The following is a 17,729-nucleotide window of genomic DNA, read 5'->3' as shown; positions in this document are numbered from 1 at the left end:
TGGTGGGGCAGCCGCACTCCAGCTGCCCGCTTCCCCGGCTCGCCTCGCGGCGATTGGGCGGTGGTCCCGCAGGTGCTGATACGCGCCTTTGGCGGTGACCGGCAGCGAGGTTACCTGACGCTCATCCGGTCGAGCTACGCCCCAAACTCGACTAATCGCACGAAATCGTCGACACGTTGGGTGATTAGAGCCCTGTTGGCTCGGCCCGTGGGTCCCGTTCGTTACGACGCGTATCTCTACCATGGGCCTTCCGTGTTGTGGTCCCCGCCGGTCCGTCGGTCGCCAGCCGAGGCGACTGGGCCGGAGCGGGAGGTGCTGAGCGCCTCCAGCACCTCGACGCGAGCGGTGCGCGGTCGTGGTGCCGGCGCTGATGCGGTGCTCCCGCCCGACTCGCCACCAGCGGTGCGACCGGCGGTGGTCACGATGGCGGCGAGCCCGGTGGTGAGGGGGACCGCGGCGATCAACCCCAGCGTGGCCACGGCACTGCGGACGATCTCCTGGGCGAGGAATTCGCTGGTCAGGATCTGGCTCACCGGCCGTGAGTCGGCGGTCAGCAGGAGAAGCACCGGCAGCGAGGCTCCGGCGTACGCCAGCACGATGGTGTTCACCGTGGAGGCGATGTGAGCCCGACCAACCCGGGTGGCGGAGCGGTAGAGCTGGCGGCGGGACAACCCCGGGTTGGCGTTCGCCAACTCGGTCACCGTGGCGGCCTGGGTCACGGTGACATCGTCCAGTACCCCGAGCGAGCCGATGATGATTCCGGCCAGCAGCAGACCGTGCAGGTCGACGTTGGTCTGGAAGATCGACAGCGTGATCGCCTCCTCGCTGCCGTACCCGGTCAGCCGGGTGGCGGCGGTGGCGAGTGAGCCGAGGAGACCGGTGAGGATCAGGCTGCCCAGGGTGCCGAGAACCGCCACCGAGGTCTGCGCGGTCACGCCGTGGGTGAGGTACAGGACCACAAACATGATCAGGGCGGCGCCGACCACCGCGACCAGTAGCGGCGACTGGCCGGCGCTGATCCCCGGCAGGACGAACGTCAGGAGGACGGCGAAGCTCGCCGCGAGGCCGGCGAGCGCGGCGAGTCCGCGCCAGCGGCCGAACGCCACGATCGCGGCGGCGAAGAGCGCCACCAGCCACAGCAGGGGCTTGCCCCGCTGGTGCTCCGCGATGGTGTAGATGCTCGTGGTCGGGTCGGTGGGGTCGGTCAGCTCGACCAGGATGATCTCGTCGTCGACGGCGACGTCGGGGGCACCCGGTCCGGCGGGTATCGGCGTGCTGACCTCACGTCCGACATCCGGCCCCTGCTCGACGCGGACGGACACCTCGCCGCAGGGGCCGGCGTCGGCGGCCTGCCCGGGATCGGTGGACTCCGGGGTGGGGGGACAGGGCTCGGTGACCACCTTCGTCACGGTGCCGTGGTAGCGGGGTGGCTCGGTGCCCGCCTCGGCCGTACGGGTGTCGCGCGGCCAGAGGGCCACCGCGGTGACCAGGGTGGCGAGGAGTAGGGGGACCACCGTCGCGACGAGAATCCGTCGCACCCGGGGTGGGGTGGCCGGAACGGCTCGGGTGTGGTCGGCGCCCATTTGTTCTCCCAACGACTACCGGGCGAGTAACGGGACGGGCGGTCAGCCGCGTTTCATCAGTCGGCCGACGGCAGCCATCATCTCAGTTGCCATCTCGTCGGCTCGTCCCTCGGCCGCCCCCTCGCGCAGGCAGTGTCGGGCGTGTCCGTCGAGCAGCCCGAGCGCCACCTTGTCCAGCGCGGCCTGGATCGCGGAGATCTGGGTGAGGACGTCGATGCAGTATCGATCCTCCTCGACCATCTTCTCGATCCCCCGGACCTGCCCCTCGACCCGGCGCAGCCGGGTGAGTAGCTGGTCCTTGCTGGCGGTGTAGCCGCGGACCGGGGCGGGGTCGGGTCTGGTCATGTGGATCAGAATACCGTACCCCTCGGGGGTATGTTACTGTCGCTGGCAGTTACCCCTGGGGGGTATAGCCCCAGGGATTGGCCTGGCGGAAGGGGAGGTTTCCATGGTCACCACCACATACCAGGTGCAGGGCATGACCTGCGGGCACTGTGTAGCCACGGTCAGCGCCGAGGTGGGTGAGCTGCCGGGGGTGGAGCAGGTCCAGGTTGACCTGGCGGCTGGCCGGTTGACCGTCACCAGCCAGCACCCGATCGAGGTCGAGACCGTACGCGCCGCGGTCGACGAGGCCGGCTACGACCTCGTCGACGCCTGACCCGCGTCGAGACCGAGGCCCGCATGAACACGGCGACGAAGCTCACCGCCTTCCTGCTCGGTCTCGCGGTGGTGTTCGGCGCGGCGTACGGGGTCGGTCAGGTGACCGGCCCCGGCACCCCAGCCGTCGAGACCCACCACGACGACCCCGGGCCCGCCAACCCGGAGCGTGACGCCCCCGAGCACGAAGCCCCCGAGCATGACGACCCCGGCACCGGGTCCCACCCCCCGGAGCACGGGCCCGACCGGTAGGGAGTGCGATGACCACCACGAGCAGCCCGAAGCCGCGGGCCGCCGACCAGATTGAGCTGTCGATCGGCGGGATGACCTGCGCCTCCTGCGCCGCCCGCATCGAGAAGAAACTGAACCGGATGCCCGGTGTCACCGCCACGGTGAACTACGCCACCGAGAAGGCCCGGGTGGCGTACGTCGACGGGGTGACCCCGGACGACCTGATCGCCACGGTCGAGAAGACCGGCTACACCGCCGTCGTACCGCCGCCGGCAGCCGCGGCGGCGCCCGCCGCCGAACCGGCCGACGAACTGCGTGGGCTCGCCACCCGGCTCGGGGTCTCGGCCGCGCTCACCGTGCCGGTGATCCTGCTGGCGATGGTGCCGCCCTGGCAGTTCACCTACTGGCAGTGGCTGTCGTTGACGCTGGCCGCCCCGGTGGTGGTCTGGGGTGGTCTGCCGTTCCACCGGGCCGCCTGGGTCAACCTCCGGCACGCCGCGGCGACCATGGACACGTTGGTGTCGCTGGGCACCCTCGCCGCGTTCGGTTGGTCGCTCTGGGCGCTCTTCCTCGGCACGGCTGGCGTTCCCGGCATGACCCACCCGTTCAGCTTCGCCATCGTCTCCGGCGGCGGCGCGGGCCACATCTACCTGGAGGCGGCGGCCGCCGTCACCACCTTCATCCTCGCCGGTCGGTACTTCGAGGCGCGCGCGAAGCGCACCGCCGGTGCCGCCCTGCGTACCCTGCTGGAGCTGGGTGCGAAGGACGTGGCGGTGCTGCGCGGTGACGTGGAGACCCGTATCCCGATCGACCAGCTGGTGGTGGGGGACCGGTTCGTGGTGCGCCCCGGTGAGAAGGTCGCCACCGACGGGATGGTGGTGGCGGGGAGCTCGGCGGTCGATGCCAGCATGCTCACCGGTGAATCCGTACCGGTCGAGGTCAAGGCCGGTGACGCTGTGATCGGCGCCACCGTCAACGCCGGTGGACGGCTGGTGGTGAAGGCCACCCGGGTCGGCAGCGACACACAGCTCGCCCAGCTGGCCCGACTGGTGGAGGCCGCGCAGTCCGGCAAGGCGGCCGTGCAGCGGCTCGCCGACCGGATCTCCGGGGTCTTCGTTCCCGTCGTGATCGTCCTCGCCGCCGCCACCCTGGGTTGGTGGCTGGGCAGTGGCGCCGGCCCGACCGCCGCCTTCACCGCCACGGTAGCTGTTTTGATCATCGCTTGCCCCTGTGCCCTGGGCCTGGCTACCCCCACCGCGCTGTTGGTCGGCACCGGCCGGGGCGCGCAGCTCGGCATCCTGATCAAGGGGCCGGAGGTGCTGGAGTCCACCCGGACGGTGGACACGGTCGTGCTGGACAAGACCGGGACCGTCACCTCCGGCCGGATGGCCCTGGTGGACGTGGTCACGGCCAGTGGTGTGGAACGGGCCGAGCTGCTCCGGCTCGCCGGCGCCCTGGAGGCCGCCTCGGAGCACCCGATCGCCCAGGCGGTCGCGGCGGGCGCGGCCGAGGCGGGGCCCCTGCCGCCGGTAGCCGACTTCGCCAACCTCGAAGGGCTGGGCGTCGAGGGCGTGGTGGCGGGCCACCGCGTGCTGGTCGGCCGGCTTCGACTGCTGCGGGAGCGGGGACTGGACGTACCGGAGGAACTGGTGACGGCCGGGGCCACGGCGCAGGCCGCCGGTGCGACGGTGGTGCTGGTGGCCTGGGACGGGCGGGCCCGCGGGCTGCTCGCGGTCGCCGACATGGTCCGGCCGACCAGCGCGCTCGCGCTCCGACAACTGCGGGAGCTGGGCCTGAACCCGGTGTTGCTCACCGGCGACAACGAGACCGTCGCCCGGGCGGTCGCGGCGGAGGTCGGGATCGACGAGGTGATAGCGGAGGTGCTGCCCGCCGAGAAGGTGGCGGTGGTCCAGCGGCTCCAGCGGGAGGGCCGGGTGGTGGCGATGGTCGGTGACGGGGTCAACGACGCCGCGGCGCTGGCCCAGGCCGACCTCGGGTTGGCGATGGGCACCGGTACGGATGTGGCGATCGAGGCGTCCGACCTGACCCTGGTGCGGGGTGACCTGACCGCCGCGGCCGACGCCATCCGGTTGTCCCGACGGACCCTCGCGATCATCAAGGGCAACCTGTTCTGGGCGTTCGCCTACAACGTGGCGGCGCTTCCCCTGGCCGCGGCCGGTCTGCTCAACCCGATGATTGCCGGGGCCGCGATGGCCTTCTCCTCAGTCTTCGTGGTCGCCAACAGTCTCCGGCTGCGGGGTTTCCGCCCACTGCCCCAACTCCCGGCGGGGCTCAGCTCCGGCCACCCCCGCCCTTCCGGCCACCCCCGGTAACGAGGAGCATGCCAAGCCCGCCCGGCCAGCGCGTTTTGCGGCGCGGCCGGGCGGGTACGCGTTCTGCCGGGACTGCTGTGTCGCTGAGGCTGTTGTCGCCGGGCCCGCCCCGCCGTGCGGCGGAACGTGTCCCATCGTCGAGTCCACTCGTTGCCAGGAAAACGCCGTCCGGGCGGCGCTGACATCAGCTGGGGGATGTCGCGGGGCACGAAACGGGGGTGAGTCGAGGTGTCGAGGTGCGTGGTGATCGCGCGGCGGGCCGCCGCGGTGGCGGCGCTGGTCGTGCTGGTACTGAGCGGTCACGGCGAGCAGCGCGACGCCGGCAGCCCAGCCACGCCACCCCCGCCCGTCACGACGAGCCGCTGACCCGCACCGCTCCGCTCCCCGGCGTCGGCGACGATCCGGCGGCCCTGGCGCCGGTCAGGTGGCCAGGATGACGGTCATCGCCGCGTAGCTGGTCAGCAGCAGGATGCCCTCGAAGCCGAGCCGCCCCCAGCCGTACGCCTGCCGCACCAGCAGGCCGCCGAGCAGGATCGCGGTCATGAACAGCGCGCTGGTGGTCACGAAGAGTTGGGCGTCGCCGGCAGCGTGGTAGATCGAGCCGCCTCGGTAGGCCACGTCGCCGACCACCAGGTTGAGGGCGTCCAGACTGTTGCCGCCGAGGACGGCGGCGATGGCCAGGGTCGGGGCGCCCCGGCGGACCGCCGCCACGGCGGTAACCGTCTCCGGGAGGGCGTTCACCGCGCCCATCAGGATCGCCCCGACGAAGCCCGCGCTCAAGCCGGTGCCCAGCACCAGGCTCTCGGCGGCCCGGGCGATCGCCCAGCCTCCCATCGCGACCAGCAGACCCACCGCCACGAAGCGCACCCAGAGCCGGCTGGAGCTGGTCCGGTCGAGGCTGCCGTGCTCCTGGCTGATATCCGGCAGGGTCTCGGCGGTGGCGACGGCTCGCCACAGCGGACTGGCTCCGGAGCGGCGGACCAGATGCAGGCCGCCGAGGTAGGCGGCGACCATGGCGAGGGAGGCGGGGTGCAGACCGGCCACGGTGACGTCCGGTGCGTAGCGGCCGAGCAGGACCAGCGAGAGCAGCACGATGAGCAGGACCCCGAAGAGCACGTTCGACAGCGACGCCGAGGCGTGCTCCAGGTTGGCCCGGCGGTGGAAGGCGTCCGCCACGGCGACCGCGGTGGTTTGGGCGGCGATCCCGCCGACCGCGTTGCTGTAGCCGAGCTGCGGCTGCTCCGCCGCCGCGGTGACGGCGGTCATCACGATGCCGGACAACGAGGTTGCCAGCCCGATGAAGACCGCGCCGAAGAACGCCTCACCCCAGCCGGTTCGGTCGGCGAGCGTGTCGCCGAGGGCGACCAGGCGGATGCTGCCCAGCACCGTGAGGGCCCCCGCCACCCCGAAGACGGCGATGCTCGGCCCCGTTGGCCACGGCAGGCTGGTCAGTACGTCCGGCACCGGCCGAGGATTCCCCGATCCACCCGATCGAATCCCGCGGCGACGAATGTCCGGTATCGCACCCCATGGCGGGGCTGGCCGGAGCGGGTTGGTGCGTTTCGCCGCTCCCGGAACAGCCCAATGCCTATGGTTCTTACGTCATTTGCCGTAAGGAGGCAACTATGAGTATATTCCATGGAACTGTCGGTTTCTATCGACAGTTCCGGCCGGACATACCGACGGCGGTGGCCGATGTCTTGGACGCCGCGGTCCCCGCCGGTTCGCCACGACGGCTGCTCGACATCGGCACCGGCACCGGCCTCGTGGTGGAGGCGCTGCGGGACCGGTTCGACGACATCATCGGCATCGACCCGGACGCCGAGATGCTCACCGCGGCCGAGAACGCACTCCGCCCGCGGCTACCCGCCGATGCCCAGCTGCGCCTCCAGGAGAGCACCGCGGAGGAGTTCACCCCACCAGCCGGGTGGCAGGCCGACCTGGTGACCATCTGCCGAACGTTCCACTGGCTCGATCAGGCGCGGATCCTGAACCAACTGGATGCACAGGTCAGCCGGGACGGTGCCGTCGCGATCTTCGCCGACAAGAGCTTCTGGGTCGCCGACAACGAGTGGGAACTGGCGGTCCGGGCGGTCATCCAGGAATTTCTCGGCGATCAACGTCGGGCGGGTGCTGGCACGTTCCATGGGCAGCGCCGTCCAGACCTTCAGGCCCTACGCGACTCGCCGTTCAATCGGGTCGAGGAGTCCGTCGTGCCGGTGCACCGGACCTGGACGGCCAACAGCATCCTCGGCTACCTGCACTCCACCACGTTCGCCGAACCGGAACTCTTCGGCGACCGGCTCCATGAGTTCGACAACGCGGTCCGTGATGTCCTGGGCCGGTACAGCGACACCGACACCTTTGTCGAGAAGAACGAGTTCCTCATCCATCTTGGCCGGCGGCCGAGCGTGAGTCGGTAAGCCGGACCAGGTGACCTCGGCCTTCTGGGGTGGCTGCGCGCGGTTCACTGAATCAACACCTGGGGCCCCTCGCCGACGCGGCGGCGAGCGACGCGAAGCTGACCAGGGCCGAGACGGCGCTGGCGCAGGCGCTCGTCGGTGAGGTGGGCAAGGACGGCGGCCGGGTCCGCCGCCCGAGTCAACGACCGGCCAATGATGACGTGGGTCGCGCCCGCCCGGACCGCCGCCACCGGGTGGGCCGGCCGGGCGTGTTCGGTCGTGACCGCACCTCGCTCATGCCGGCGACTCCGGTAGCTCTCCCCGCGCCACCGTCGAAGCCCGGACCAGGTAGACGACGTCCGGTGCGCCCGAGTCGGTCGGCGTCTCCAGCAGCTCCAGGTCACCGAAGCGTTCCCGGAGCCGCTGCTCGAAGGCGTCGTCCCGGCTGGCGCTCCAGATCGCCAGGACACCCCCCGGTCGGAGCCGGCCGGCCACCAGTTCCAGCCCGCGCTGGGCGTACAACTCGGCGTTGGCCTCGAAGACCAGCCAGTTCGGGCCGTTGTCGGTGTCCAGGCAGATGGCGTCGTACTGATCGTCGGTGTTGGCCAGCCAGGCGAGGATGTCCGCCTCGATGATCCGTACCCGGGGGTCGGTCTGCGCTACGCCGGTGAGGTGGCGCAGGTGGTGGGCGTGCCAGCCGATCACGGTGGCCTCGATCTCGACCACGTCAACGGCGGCCAGCCGCGCGTGCTCGATCGCGCGCAGCAGCGAGAACCCGACGCCGAGCCCGCCGATGAGCAGCCGGGGCGCCGATGCCGTGCATCTGCTCATCGCCGCGTCAACCAGCAGCCGCTCGGACCGGCCGTCTGCGGTGTCCATCAGGAAGACGCCGTTGCTGATGACCTCGTAGCGGCCGTTCGTCTCGCGGAGCACCAGCTCACCCCGGCTGGTCGTCACCCGGTCCAGGGTGATTGGTGGCTGCCGGAAATCGTTCACGATAAGTACCCCCGCGGGACGTGAAAGACGGGACGGGCCAGGCGGGCCAACGCGTCGCATCACTATAGGCGCCGGTCAGCGAACCGCCCCGGGGAGTTCTGCGTCCTAACCTTTCATGGTGGACGCAGACGATGGGGAGCTGTTGCGCCTCGTCGGTACGGGGGACCGCGGGGCGTTCGAGCTGCTGTACGCGCGGAACGCACCTTGGCTGCTGCTCCGGCTCCGGCGACGGTGCCGAGACCCGGAGCTGGCGCGAGAACTGCTGCAGGAGACGTTCCTGACGGTGTGGCGGGCCGCGGCCAGCTACCGGGGGGACGGGACCGCGGTGGGCTGGCTGTGGTCGATCGCCAGCGGCAGGCTGATCGATGCCCGACGGCGGGCCTCGGTTCGTCCACAGCTGGTGCACTTGCCGGGGGAAGACACCCGCATGTGGTCGCCGTCGGCCGAGGACGAGGCCCTGACCGACGCGTACGACGCCGGGTTGGAGCGGGCGCTGCACCAGCTCCCGCCGGAGTTGTCGGCGGTGCTGCGGGCAACGGTGCTGGACGGCCGGACCGTTCGGGAGACGGCGACGTTGCTGGGGGTGCCGGAAGGCACCGTGAAGTCCCGGGCGATGCGTGCCCGGCAGCAGCTACGGGCGGCCCTGTCATGACCGGGGAGCACGTGAGTGCGCAGGTGCTGGCGGCGTACGCCGAGGAGCAGCTGACCGACGGGGACGCCGAGTCGGTGGAGGCGCATCTCGACAGCTGCGACGCCTGCCGGGCGAGCCTTCCGCCGAGCGAGGCGGTGCAGCGGGTGGTCGCGAGCGTCGCGCTGGCGCTGGACGGTCTGTTGTCGACGCCGGGGCGGCTACGACCCGGGACCGGGTGGCGCCGGGTGCGGGTGTTGGTGGGTGCAGCGCCGGCGGTACGGGCCGCGTGGCTGCTCTCCGTGCTCGTCACCGGGCTGCTCATCCTGGGCTTGGCGGTCAGCCCGCGGTCGCTGCCACCGTGGGTGCTGCTGCTGATCGCCCCGGCGCTGCCGGTGGTCGGTACGGCCCTGTCGTACGGGCCGCGCACCGACCCGCTGCACGAGGTGGTGGCCGGAACACCGCAGGGGGGCCTGCGAATCGTGCTGTGGCGCACGCTGGCGGTGCTCACCGTGGCCACGCCGGTCGCGGTGCTGGCCGCGGTGGTGACCGGTATCAGCACTCCCCTGATGTGGACGCTGCCGGGCGCCGCGTTGACCGCCGGCACGCTGGCGCTCGGCTCGCTAATCGAGCCGACGTACGCCGCGGCGGTGGTGGCGGGGGTGTGGGCGGTGGTGGTGCTGGCACCGCCGGTTGGTGGGTTGGCCGTCGTCGCCGCGAGTGCCCCGGTGTGGCTGGCCGTCACCGGGGTGGCCGTTGTCGTGCTGTACGCGCGCCGGGACCGAGTGGGGAGACAGGCGGGATGACGACAGTTAGCGTGGCGGGTCTGCGGGTCAGCTACGGCAACCGGGCCGTCCTCGACGACCTGGCCATCGAGCTGGGCGTGGGCGTGCATGGGCTGCTCGGCCCGAACGGTGCCGGCAAGACGACCCTGATGCGGGTGCTGGCCACGGTGCTGCGCCCGGATCGGGGGGAGGTCCGGCTGCTGGGGCACCGCACTGACGACCGGGTGGGGCTGCGCCAGGCCCGTCGCCGGTTGGGCTACCTACCCCAGGCGTTTGGTTTCTACCCGCGCTTCACCGTCCGGGAGTTCGTCGAGTACTTCGCCTGGCTGCGGGAGATGCCGGCGGCGCGGATACCGCTCGCGGTGGACCGGGCCATCGAGCGGGTCGGCCTGCGCGACCGGGCGGATGACCGGATGAAGCACCTCTCCGGCGGAATGCTGCGGCGCGCCGGCATCGCCCAGGCCATCGTGAACGACCCTCGGGTGCTGCTCTTGGATGAGCCGACGGCCGGGCTGGACCCGGAGCAGCGGGTGGAGTTCCGGACGCTGCTGCGGGAGTTGGGCCGCGACGCCGTGGTGCTGGTCAGCACGCACCTGGTCGAGGATGTCGCGGCGGCGTGCGCCCGGGTCAGCCTGGTCGACGATGGGCGGCTGGTCTTCGCCGGCCACCCGGAGGGGCTGATCGCGGCCGGCGGGGACGGCGACAGCGGTGACTCCCCGATCGAGCGGGGCTACACGGCGGTGTTGCGCGGCGCGCGGCAGGTGTCGCGGTGAGGCGCGCGCTGTGGGTGGAGCTACGCCGTGGCACCGCCCCCTACGCGGCGCTGGCGATGTTCGGGGCCGGGGTGTGGGTGCTGGCGGCGCACCCGGACGACTGGGGTGGCCGCTGGGTCGGCCTCGCCGACTACCTGCGGGTGTCACTGCTGGTCCTCTGCCCCCTCATGGTCTGCGCCGGGGCGTGGCAAGCCGGCCGGGAACGGCGACGCGACATCGGCGAGCTGATCGCCGCCACCCCACGCCCGGGGTGGCATTCGCTGGTGGCGGCCTGGCTCGCCGTGACCCTGGCCGGGGTAGCCGGGACAGCGGTCGCGTTCGGCGGGGCGGCGGTGCTGGTCGCGCGGGTCGCGACCTACGCCGGTGGGGACTGGTGGCAGCGGGCGGCCGTCGGGGTCCTCGCCCTGGCCGCTGCCAGCGCGGGTGGTGTCCTCGTCGGCCGGCGGGTTCCGCTGCGGGTGGCGGCGCCGATCGCCGGCCTGGCCACCTACCTGGGCCTGGCAATCCTGACCTACTGGAACGCGGCCCCCGCGCGGCTCTCCCCGGCCTACGACGGTAGGCGGATGTACTCGCTGGTGCCGGAGTGGGTCATCGAGTGGCAGGCCACCTGGCTGGTGGCACTGACCGTCCTGCTGCTCGCCGTCGCCGTACGTCGGTGGCGCGTGGCGCTGCTGGCCGGTGGGGTCGCCGTCGCCGCCGCGGTCCCGATCAGCACCGGGCCGAGCTGGAATCGCGCGCCGGCCGATCCGGCCGCGGTGGAGCTGGTCTGCACGAGCAGCGGCCCAGAGGTCTGTCTGACCCGGGTCAACGCCTTTCTGCTCGGAGAGGTCGCGGCGGTGGCGCAGCCGATCCTGGCCCGGCTCGACGGGATACCCGGAGCGCCCCGGCGGGCGGTTGATCATACCGTCCGGCCGGCCGGTGCTTCCGTCGCGGAGGATGCCGACACGGTCTGGCTCTACCTGGACTTCCAGGCCACCGCACTCGGCGGCCTGGCCAACGCCGAAGATCTGCGTACGGCCTTTCGCCAGGAAACTGGGTGGGGGTGTGCGTACTGGTTACAAGGTGACGAATTCGATCAGCGGATTCACCAGGCCGACAACATGGCCACCGACTGGCTGCTCGATGGGTCGGGGTTCTGGGCAAAGGGGGCGTCGGCCGGGCTCCGCGAGTTGCCGCCGTCAGCGCAGCGCGCCTGGTTCGCCGACTACCTCGACGCCGTCGGTCGCTGCGACGTCCCGGCCCTGGTCCGCCTGGCGGAGCAGCCGTGACCGGCCGGCTGCTCCGGCTGCATCTGCGTGCCCGGGGGGCGTCGGCCTTCACGGCTGGGGCCAGCGCGATCGCGCTGCTGGCGTGGGCCGGCGGAACCTGGCTCGCCGCTCAGCCCCACCTCGGTGGGCCGGCCGCCCGCCTCCCCGTGGTCGTGCTCGCCCCGCTGCTGGCCGCGGTGTTGCTCGGGCCGACCCTGGCCGGAGCCGACGAGGAACTCGAACGCGGCACTCCGCTGCGCTGGCCGGCCTGGCGGGCCGGACATGTTCTCCTCGCCGTGCTCGCCGTGGCAACGGCGCTCGCCCTGACGGGGCTGCGCGCCCCCGAGACGTTCGGCGCCCATGCGCTGGCCCGGAACACGCTCGGCTGGATCGGTCTGGTCGCCGGCGCCACGGCGCTGCTGGGCGCGCGGCTGGCCTGGCTGCCGGCCTTCGGCTACGGGTGCGTGGTCTACCTCGCCGCGCCCCGGGACGCCGGCGTGTTCGTGGCGCTGTGGGCCTGGCCGGTTCAGCCCGCCACCGCTGCCGCCTCGTGGTTGGCCGCCGGCGGAGTGCTCGCGCTCGGCCTCGCCGGCTACGCGTACCGTGGTTCTGCCGTCGGTCACCGCCTCCCGTCCCGGCCGGTTACTATCTGAAGTGGACTGATCACAAACGTTCACAAGGTACACATTGGCCGGTACGGTGTCCTGATTGCGTCGCTTTGGGATGCTCCTGCGGCAGGTCCGTTGGAGCTCCCGGTGGTAGAAAGACGGAGGACGGATCGTGACGGTTCCGCAGGAGGCTGGCGTACCAGTCGCCCGCATGACGTTCGAGGAGTTTCAGGCGCTCGGCCCCGGCGGCCTCTTCAGGGCCGACGTGCCGACGGTGATCTCACTGCCGGAGAGCGTGCGCGGGCTCGGGCGCGAGGGGGTGGCGGCCCGGCTGGCCGACATGACCGTCACCCTCTTCACCGAACCGGGCGACAAGCACCATCCCGGGCGCTGGGAGACCCGGGACATCACCCTGCGGGACTTCTTCGCCGACGAGCGCCACCTGACCGAGTCCGACACCTGGCACCGGGTGGTGTCGAACATCCGGAACAGCCCGGCCGACGTCAACGCCGTGATCGGCTTCGACGCCGAGGGATTCTTCGGCTACGGCAGCTCGTTGTACGCGGCCAACCTCTGGATCAGCCACCGCGGTGTCTTCACCAAGAACCACTTCGACGAGTTCGAGAACTTCAACATCGCGCTGGAGGGCCGCAAGCGGTTCATCATCGCGCCGCCCGGGTCCCGCGACTACTACCCCCGGTCGGTGCTGCGCGGCTTCGGGGACAAGTCCCACGTGTTCGACCTCGACAACGTCGACCTGGGGCGCTATCCGAGAGTGGCACCGAAGCTCGCCCAGCGCCGCGACTTCGTCCTCGAACCCGGCCACATGCTCTACCTGCCGCTCGGCTGGTGGCACCAGGCCGAATCCCTCGATCCCCTCAACATCAATGTCAACTTCTGGTTGAAGTCGAAGAAGATTCTGCGCCGGCCACATGTGCTGGGCGTCGCCCTCTACACGTACGCCTACCGGCGATTCAAGGGCGTCTACAGCTACCAGCCCACCGAGGTGAACTCGTGAGCGACCGCAAGACCATCACCCCCACGCACCGCTACCGCAACAACGACAAACTCATCGGCATCGGCAACACCTTCTGGAACATGTCCGAGGCGAACGGGGTGGCCGGCATCGTCGGTGACCTCGCCGACGGGGTGTTCACCATGGCCGACGGCCACCAGTTCGTGAACTTCACCGTATGCTCCTATCTGGACCTGGACACCCACCCGAAGGTCATCGACGGCGCGGTCGCGGCGCTACGCCGGTTCAACGTGCTGGACCACTGCATTCCGCGCACCCGGGTGCAGACGCCGGTGCTGCTAGAGTTGGAGGAGTCCCTCGGCGAACTCTTCGGCGCGATGGTGATCAGCGCGGTCTCCACCGCGGCGGCGAGCACCGGCCTGCTGCCGCTGATCGCCTCCGGTCACCTCGGCAACGGCACCCGGCCGCTGATGGTCTTTGACAAGAACGCCCACGTGTCGCTGGCCAACGCCAAGCCGAGCTGCGCCGACGAGTCCGAGGTGGTCACCTGTAAGCACCACGACCTCGACTACCTCGAAGACATGTGCCGCACCTACGAGCGGGTCTGCTACGTCGTCGACGGCGCCGACAGCCTCGGCGGCTACGCCCCGGTCAAGGAACTCGCCGACCTGCAGGACAAGTACAACATGCTGGTCTTCTACGACGATTCGCACTCGCTGTCGGCGTACGGGCAGCGGGGCATCGGCTACGTACGGACCCACGCGCCCCTCCTCGACCAGCGCACCATCACCGTCGCCACGCTGAGCAAGGGCTTCGGTGCGGGTGGTACGGCGGTCCTGCTCGACGGCTACCCGCACGAGACGCGTCGGCTCGTCGAACGATTCGCCGGCCCGCTGGGCTACTCGCAGAAGATGAACGCCGCCGCCGTCGGCGCCGCGCTCGCCTCCGCGGAGATTCACCGCACCGAGGAGCTGGACCAACTCCAGGGGCGGCTCCGTGCCAACATCGCGTTGTTCGACTCGCTGCTCGACACCGAGCAGTCCGGCGAGTCGTACCCGATCCGGTTGGTGCCGATGAGCGACGACACGGTCGTTGCCGCCGCCCAGCAGGTCTTCGCCGCCGGCTTCTACACCTCGCCGGTGTTCTTCCCGATCGTTGCCCGGGGCACCGCTGGCCTGCGGGTGATGCTGCGCGCCGGTCAGACCGAGGAGCAGATCCGGCGGCTCTGCGCGGTCCTGGCGCAGGCCGGGGCGCGCCCCGCCGCCCCGCTCGACGGACCGGTCCTCCGGTGAGCGCCGCCGTACGCGCCCTCCCGCGCAGCATCCTCTACACCCCGGCGCTGTCCCTGGACCGGGTCGTGAACGCCTGGTCGTACGACGCGGACGTGCACCTGATCGACCTGGAGGACTCCGTCCCGCCGGCGGAGAAGCCGGCCGCGCGGATGATCTGCCGGGACGCGTTGGACAAGGCCCCCCGGCCGGCCAACGTCGCCGTTCGCATCAACGAGCTGGGCAGCGTCGAGGCCGTGCACGACCTGCTGCTGCTCGCGGAGAGCTCGGTGCGGCCCGGAATCGTGGTGATGACCATGGTTACCTCCGCGGCCGAGGTCACCCTGCTGCGACGGATCCTGGCCTCGGCCGGCGCCCAGCCGGAGATCTACGTGACGGTGGAGACCGTCGAGGCGGTCACCGAGATCGACGCGATCGCCGAGGCAGCCGACGGGCTCGTGCTGGGCTCGGCCGACCTGGCCGCCACGCTCAACGTGGAGATCACCTGGGCGGCGATGCTCGCCGCCCGGCAGGCGATGGCGATGGCCTGCGCGCGGCACGGCACGGCCTGCGTCGACACCGCCAACTTCCGGCTCTCCGAGCCGGCCGTGCTGGCGGAGGAGACGGTGCGGGTGCGGGCCCTCGGTTTCCACGGCAAGGCGACGGTGCACCCCAGCGAACTGGCCACCATCAACCAGGCCCTGCGCCCGCAGGACAACGACCTGCGGCTGGCCCGCCGGGTGGTCTCGGCGGTCGGCAGCGCCAACGGTGGCATCGCCGTGCTGGACGGCAGCATGGTGGGCCCACCGTTCGCTCGGATGGCCCACGCCACCGTGGCGCGTCAGGACGCCTGGGAAGCCCGATTCGGCGGTGCCAGATGACAGCGACGGTGATGGTCACCGCCGCCGACATGGCCGGCGCACGCCGGATGACCCAGGTGATCGACGTACTCGGCGAGATGTTCGTGGACCTGGCCACCGGTCGGACCCGCTCCCCGGCCCGTACGGTGCTGGAGCACGGCGAACAGCGGGTGCTGTTGGTCAGTCCGGCGGTCTGGGAACGGCGTGGGGTCGGCAGTGTCAAGGTCACCACCCTGACCCCGGACAACCCCGGGCGTGGGCTGCCGCTGATCCACGGGATCGTCGCCCTCACCGACCTGGAGACCGGACGGATCACCGCGCTGCTGGACGGCGCCGAGCTGACCGCCGTACGGACCGGGGCGGTGGCGGCCCTGGCCACCCGTTTCTGCACCGCGGCCACCGCCGACGACCTCGCCGTCATCGGCGCCGGGGTACAGGCCCGCGCCCTCATCCGGGCGGTGGCTGCGGTACGTCCGATCAAGACCCTGCGGATCTTCTCGCGAACCCGGGCCGGCGCGGAGAGGCTCGCCGAGGAGGTGCGGGCGACGACGTCGATCCGGGTGACGGTCTGCGACAGCGCGAAGACCGCCGTCGCGGACGCGCCGATCATCTGCACGGCCACCTCCACCAGCGACAGCACGCCGGTGGTGGCGGCGGACTGGGTGGCGCGCGGGGCGCACCTGAACGTGGTCGGCGGTACCCACCCGGACGCGATCGAGGTGGACCCGGCTCTGCTGGGAGACGCGGTGATCGTGGTCGAGGACCAGGCCGCCGCGGTGGACGGCGCCGGCGAGGTTCGGGCCGCCCTCGCCGCTGGCCTGCTCGCCGCCGATGACCTGCGCGAGCTGGGACGCCTCGTCGACGGCGAGGTCGAGTTCGGGGGCCGAAACTCGGTGCTGCGTACCGTGGGTATGGCCATCGAGGACACCGCCGCGGCGGTGGCGCTCCACGATGCGGTGGCGCCGTGCGACGCGGTGGGGGAGTCTGATGCGCGGGGTTGAACCGGTCGCCGCGACGGGACACCCGTGGTTCGGCGATCACCGGCTGGCGCCGGCCGCGCCGGCGGAGACGCTCCGGCACCGGCTGCGCCGCGTGCTGCAGGACACCGGCTGGCCGTATCAGCCGGTGTTGCCGGCCGCACCGATGACCATCCCCCGGGCCTCGTACGCGGAGCTGTTCCGGGTGGCCGGTGTCCTGGTGGGGCTGCTGCGCCGGACCGCCCTGGAGACCGCGCCCACCGTTCGGGAGCGGCTGGCGGTCTACCAGATGCCGGCCAGCGAGGACCAGCTCTGGCTGCGTGACCCCCTTCTCGAAGAGCGGTACGCGGACTGGGTGGCCCGGCCGGACGCGGTGATCGGCCCGGATGGGCTGCGATTTGTGGAGTTCAACGTCAGTGGCGCGCTCGGCGGTGCGGTGGAGACGCAGCGCCGCCTGGACGTGTGGGGTGGGCTCTACGCCGACGCCGACGGCCGCCTGCCGTACCACTCGCCGGACCCGTTCGCCGTGCGCGCCGAGATGTTCCGCGCGCTCAGCGCGGAGCTGGGGGTGGCGCCCCGGGTGGCCATCGTCGGAAGCGCCCAGGTCACGGGAGTCGACAGCTACTACTTCGAGGTTGAGGCCGAGTATCACCGCAGCCGGGGGCTGCCCACCCGGTTCTTCGAGCCGAAGGAGCTGCACGAGGCGTGGGACTGCCCGCCGGAGCTGCGCTATCCGATCGGGCTGCGCAACTTCACCATCCCGGACTGGAAAGACGCCGGCGTCCCCACGGTCGAGGTGCAGGAGGCCCTGGACCACGGCACCCTGCTGGTGGGTACCCAGACCGCCACCTTCCTGCACAGCAAGCTGACCATGGGCCTGCTCTCGGAGGGGCGGCCCTGGATGACCGCGACCGAGCGGTCTCTGGTCAACCGGTACCTGCCCTGGACCCGGGTGCTCTCCGAGCGACGGACCGAACGCGCGGGCGAGCAGGTTGACCTGCTGCCGTACGTGTTGCGCAACCGCGAGCGGCTGGTGCTCAAGGAGGCGCTGGGGGACTGCGGCAAGCAGGTGGTGATCGGACCAGAGGTGGATGCCGTGGAGTGGGAGGCCGCGGTGGCGGCCGGGGCCGACGGCACCAGCATCGTGCAGGAGTTCGTCCCGCCCCAGACCTGCCGGGTGGCGTTACTGGCAGACGGCGCCGACGAACCCCACGACGCCGAGGTCGCCCCGGTGCTGGGGCCGCTGCTGTTCGGCGGTCGGCCGGCGGGGCTGTGGTGCCGCTACCGCACCGATGGCGCGGCCGGAATCGTCAACGCCCGGGGATCTGCCACCGGTGCGGACAACGCCATGGTGGCGCTCTGACCATCCCGGCGGCCAATGACCCTATCCACCCGAAACGTCGGA

Annotated in this window: 20 protein-coding genes; 15 read left to right on the top strand and 5 right to left on the bottom strand. The window is 71.5% G+C overall.

The annotated features are described in order from the left end of the window. Window positions 1–236: 236 nt before the first annotated feature. Together SALPAC3_RS0111760 and SALPAC3_RS0111755 are read right to left on the bottom strand one after the other, a co-directional pair. Window positions 237–1,583: a YibE/F family protein gene (locus SALPAC3_RS0111760; RefSeq protein ID WP_018221431.1), complete on the bottom strand. Its 1,347-nt coding sequence runs from the start codon at window positions 1,581–1,583 to the stop codon at window positions 237–239. Between the two features lie 42 nt (window positions 1,584–1,625). Continuing rightward, window positions 1,626–1,928, bottom strand: a complete 303-nt coding sequence (locus SALPAC3_RS0111755) for a metal-sensitive transcriptional regulator (RefSeq protein WP_018218277.1) — start codon at window positions 1,926–1,928, stop codon at window positions 1,626–1,628. Between the two features lie 103 nt (window positions 1,929–2,031). On the opposite strand from SALPAC3_RS0111755, the gene SALPAC3_RS0111750 reads away from it, so the two are divergent. The 4 genes from SALPAC3_RS0111750 to SALPAC3_RS29070 all read left to right on the top strand — a co-directional run bounded on the left by SALPAC3_RS0111750 (window position 2,032) and on the right by SALPAC3_RS29070 (window position 5,170). After that, window positions 2,032–2,241, top strand: a complete 210-nt coding sequence (locus SALPAC3_RS0111750; protein ID WP_018221430.1) for a heavy-metal-associated domain-containing protein — start codon at window positions 2,032–2,034, stop codon at window positions 2,239–2,241. Between the two features lie 23 nt (window positions 2,242–2,264). After that, complete coding sequence (locus SALPAC3_RS0111745; protein WP_018221429.1) at window positions 2,265–2,492, top strand: hypothetical protein; 228 nt, start codon at window positions 2,265–2,267, stop codon at window positions 2,490–2,492. Between the two features lie 8 nt (window positions 2,493–2,500). Beyond that, window positions 2,501–4,804 carry a heavy metal translocating P-type ATPase gene (locus SALPAC3_RS0111740; protein WP_018221428.1) on the top strand — a complete coding sequence of 768 codons (2,304 nt, stop codon included), beginning with the start codon at window positions 2,501–2,503 and terminating at the stop codon, window positions 4,802–4,804. Between the two features lie 240 nt (window positions 4,805–5,044). Beyond that, on the top strand, window positions 5,045–5,170 hold the full coding sequence (locus tag SALPAC3_RS29070; protein ID WP_018221427.1) for a hypothetical protein: 126 nt from the start codon (window positions 5,045–5,047) through the stop codon (window positions 5,168–5,170). Window positions 5,171–5,224: 54 nt separating this feature from the next. Here the strand turns inward: SALPAC3_RS29070 and SALPAC3_RS0111730 are convergent, their stop codons facing one another. After that, entirely contained in the window at window positions 5,225–6,268 is a 1,044-nt protein-coding gene (locus tag SALPAC3_RS0111730) for a sodium:calcium antiporter (RefSeq protein WP_018221426.1), read from the bottom strand. A 161-nt stretch (window positions 6,269–6,429) separates the two neighbouring features. On the opposite strand from SALPAC3_RS0111730, the gene SALPAC3_RS0111725 reads away from it, so the two are divergent. Then, a complete protein-coding gene (locus SALPAC3_RS0111725) occupies window positions 6,430–7,227 on the top strand; it encodes a class I SAM-dependent methyltransferase (RefSeq protein WP_018221425.1) in 798 nt (265 codons plus the stop codon). A gap of 44 nt (window positions 7,228–7,271) precedes the next feature. Here SALPAC3_RS0111725 and SALPAC3_RS0111720 read toward each other — a convergent pair whose 3' ends face one another. Together SALPAC3_RS0111720 and SALPAC3_RS0111715 are read right to left on the bottom strand one after the other, a co-directional pair. Then, window positions 7,272–7,457 (bottom strand): hypothetical protein, encoded by a 186-nt coding sequence (locus tag SALPAC3_RS0111720; RefSeq protein ID WP_018221424.1) that lies wholly within the window; start codon window positions 7,455–7,457, stop codon window positions 7,272–7,274. 43 nt (window positions 7,458–7,500) lie between these two features. Continuing rightward, on the bottom strand, window positions 7,501–8,202 hold the full coding sequence (locus SALPAC3_RS0111715) for a spermine/spermidine synthase domain-containing protein (RefSeq protein WP_018221423.1): 702 nt from the start codon (window positions 8,200–8,202) through the stop codon (window positions 7,501–7,503). A gap of 115 nt (window positions 8,203–8,317) precedes the next feature. Between SALPAC3_RS0111715 and SALPAC3_RS0111710 the strand changes: the two genes are divergently transcribed. The 10 genes from SALPAC3_RS0111710 (at window position 8,318) to SALPAC3_RS0111665 (ending at window position 17,687) form a co-directional block, all read left to right on the top strand. Beyond that, the gene (locus tag SALPAC3_RS0111710) at window positions 8,318–8,854 is read left to right on the top strand and encodes an RNA polymerase sigma factor (RefSeq protein ID WP_018221422.1); all 537 of its coding nucleotides are present in this window, start codon (window positions 8,318–8,320) and stop codon (window positions 8,852–8,854) included. Beyond that, window positions 8,851–9,636, top strand: a complete 786-nt coding sequence (locus SALPAC3_RS0111705; RefSeq protein WP_018221421.1) for a zf-HC2 domain-containing protein — start codon at window positions 8,851–8,853, stop codon at window positions 9,634–9,636. Before SALPAC3_RS0111710 ends, SALPAC3_RS0111705 begins: the two co-directional genes overlap by 4 nt. After that, a complete protein-coding gene (locus tag SALPAC3_RS0111700; protein ID WP_026185480.1) occupies window positions 9,633–10,388 on the top strand; it encodes an ABC transporter ATP-binding protein in 756 nt (251 codons plus the stop codon). The genes SALPAC3_RS0111705 and SALPAC3_RS0111700 overlap by 4 nt, the downstream gene beginning before the upstream one ends. Continuing rightward, window positions 10,385–11,656, top strand: a complete 1,272-nt coding sequence (locus SALPAC3_RS0111695; protein WP_026185479.1) for a hypothetical protein — start codon at window positions 10,385–10,387, stop codon at window positions 11,654–11,656. The genes SALPAC3_RS0111700 and SALPAC3_RS0111695 overlap by 4 nt, the downstream gene beginning before the upstream one ends. Beyond that, complete coding sequence (locus SALPAC3_RS0111690) at window positions 11,653–12,288, top strand: hypothetical protein (protein ID WP_018221418.1); 636 nt, start codon at window positions 11,653–11,655, stop codon at window positions 12,286–12,288. Before SALPAC3_RS0111695 ends, SALPAC3_RS0111690 begins: the two co-directional genes overlap by 4 nt. A gap of 166 nt (window positions 12,289–12,454) precedes the next feature. Next, a complete protein-coding gene (locus tag SALPAC3_RS0111685) occupies window positions 12,455–13,261 on the top strand; it encodes a cupin-like domain-containing protein (protein WP_018811810.1) in 807 nt (268 codons plus the stop codon). Next, entirely contained in the window at window positions 13,258–14,511 is a 1,254-nt protein-coding gene (locus tag SALPAC3_RS0111680; RefSeq protein ID WP_018221416.1) for an 8-amino-7-oxononanoate synthase family protein, read from the top strand. The genes SALPAC3_RS0111685 and SALPAC3_RS0111680 overlap by 4 nt, the downstream gene beginning before the upstream one ends. Then, complete coding sequence (locus tag SALPAC3_RS0111675; protein WP_018221415.1) at window positions 14,508–15,368, top strand: HpcH/HpaI aldolase/citrate lyase family protein; 861 nt, start codon at window positions 14,508–14,510, stop codon at window positions 15,366–15,368. The genes SALPAC3_RS0111680 and SALPAC3_RS0111675 overlap by 4 nt, the downstream gene beginning before the upstream one ends. Further along, a complete protein-coding gene (locus tag SALPAC3_RS0111670) occupies window positions 15,365–16,348 on the top strand; it encodes an ornithine cyclodeaminase family protein (RefSeq protein WP_018221414.1) in 984 nt (327 codons plus the stop codon). The genes SALPAC3_RS0111675 and SALPAC3_RS0111670 overlap by 4 nt, the downstream gene beginning before the upstream one ends. Then, window positions 16,335–17,687, top strand: coding sequence for a hypothetical protein (locus SALPAC3_RS0111665; protein WP_018221413.1), 1,353 nt, complete (start codon window positions 16,335–16,337; stop codon window positions 17,685–17,687). Before SALPAC3_RS0111670 ends, SALPAC3_RS0111665 begins: the two co-directional genes overlap by 14 nt. The last annotated feature ends 42 nt before the right edge of the window (window positions 17,688–17,729 follow it).

The sequence above is a fragment of the Salinispora pacifica DSM 45544 genome, from assembly GCF_000378845.1.
Lineage (GTDB): Bacteria > Actinomycetota > Actinomycetes > Mycobacteriales > Micromonosporaceae > Micromonospora > Micromonospora pacifica.
Note: the sequence above shows the minus strand (reverse complement) of the source record. Positions and strands in the feature narration are given on the sequence as shown.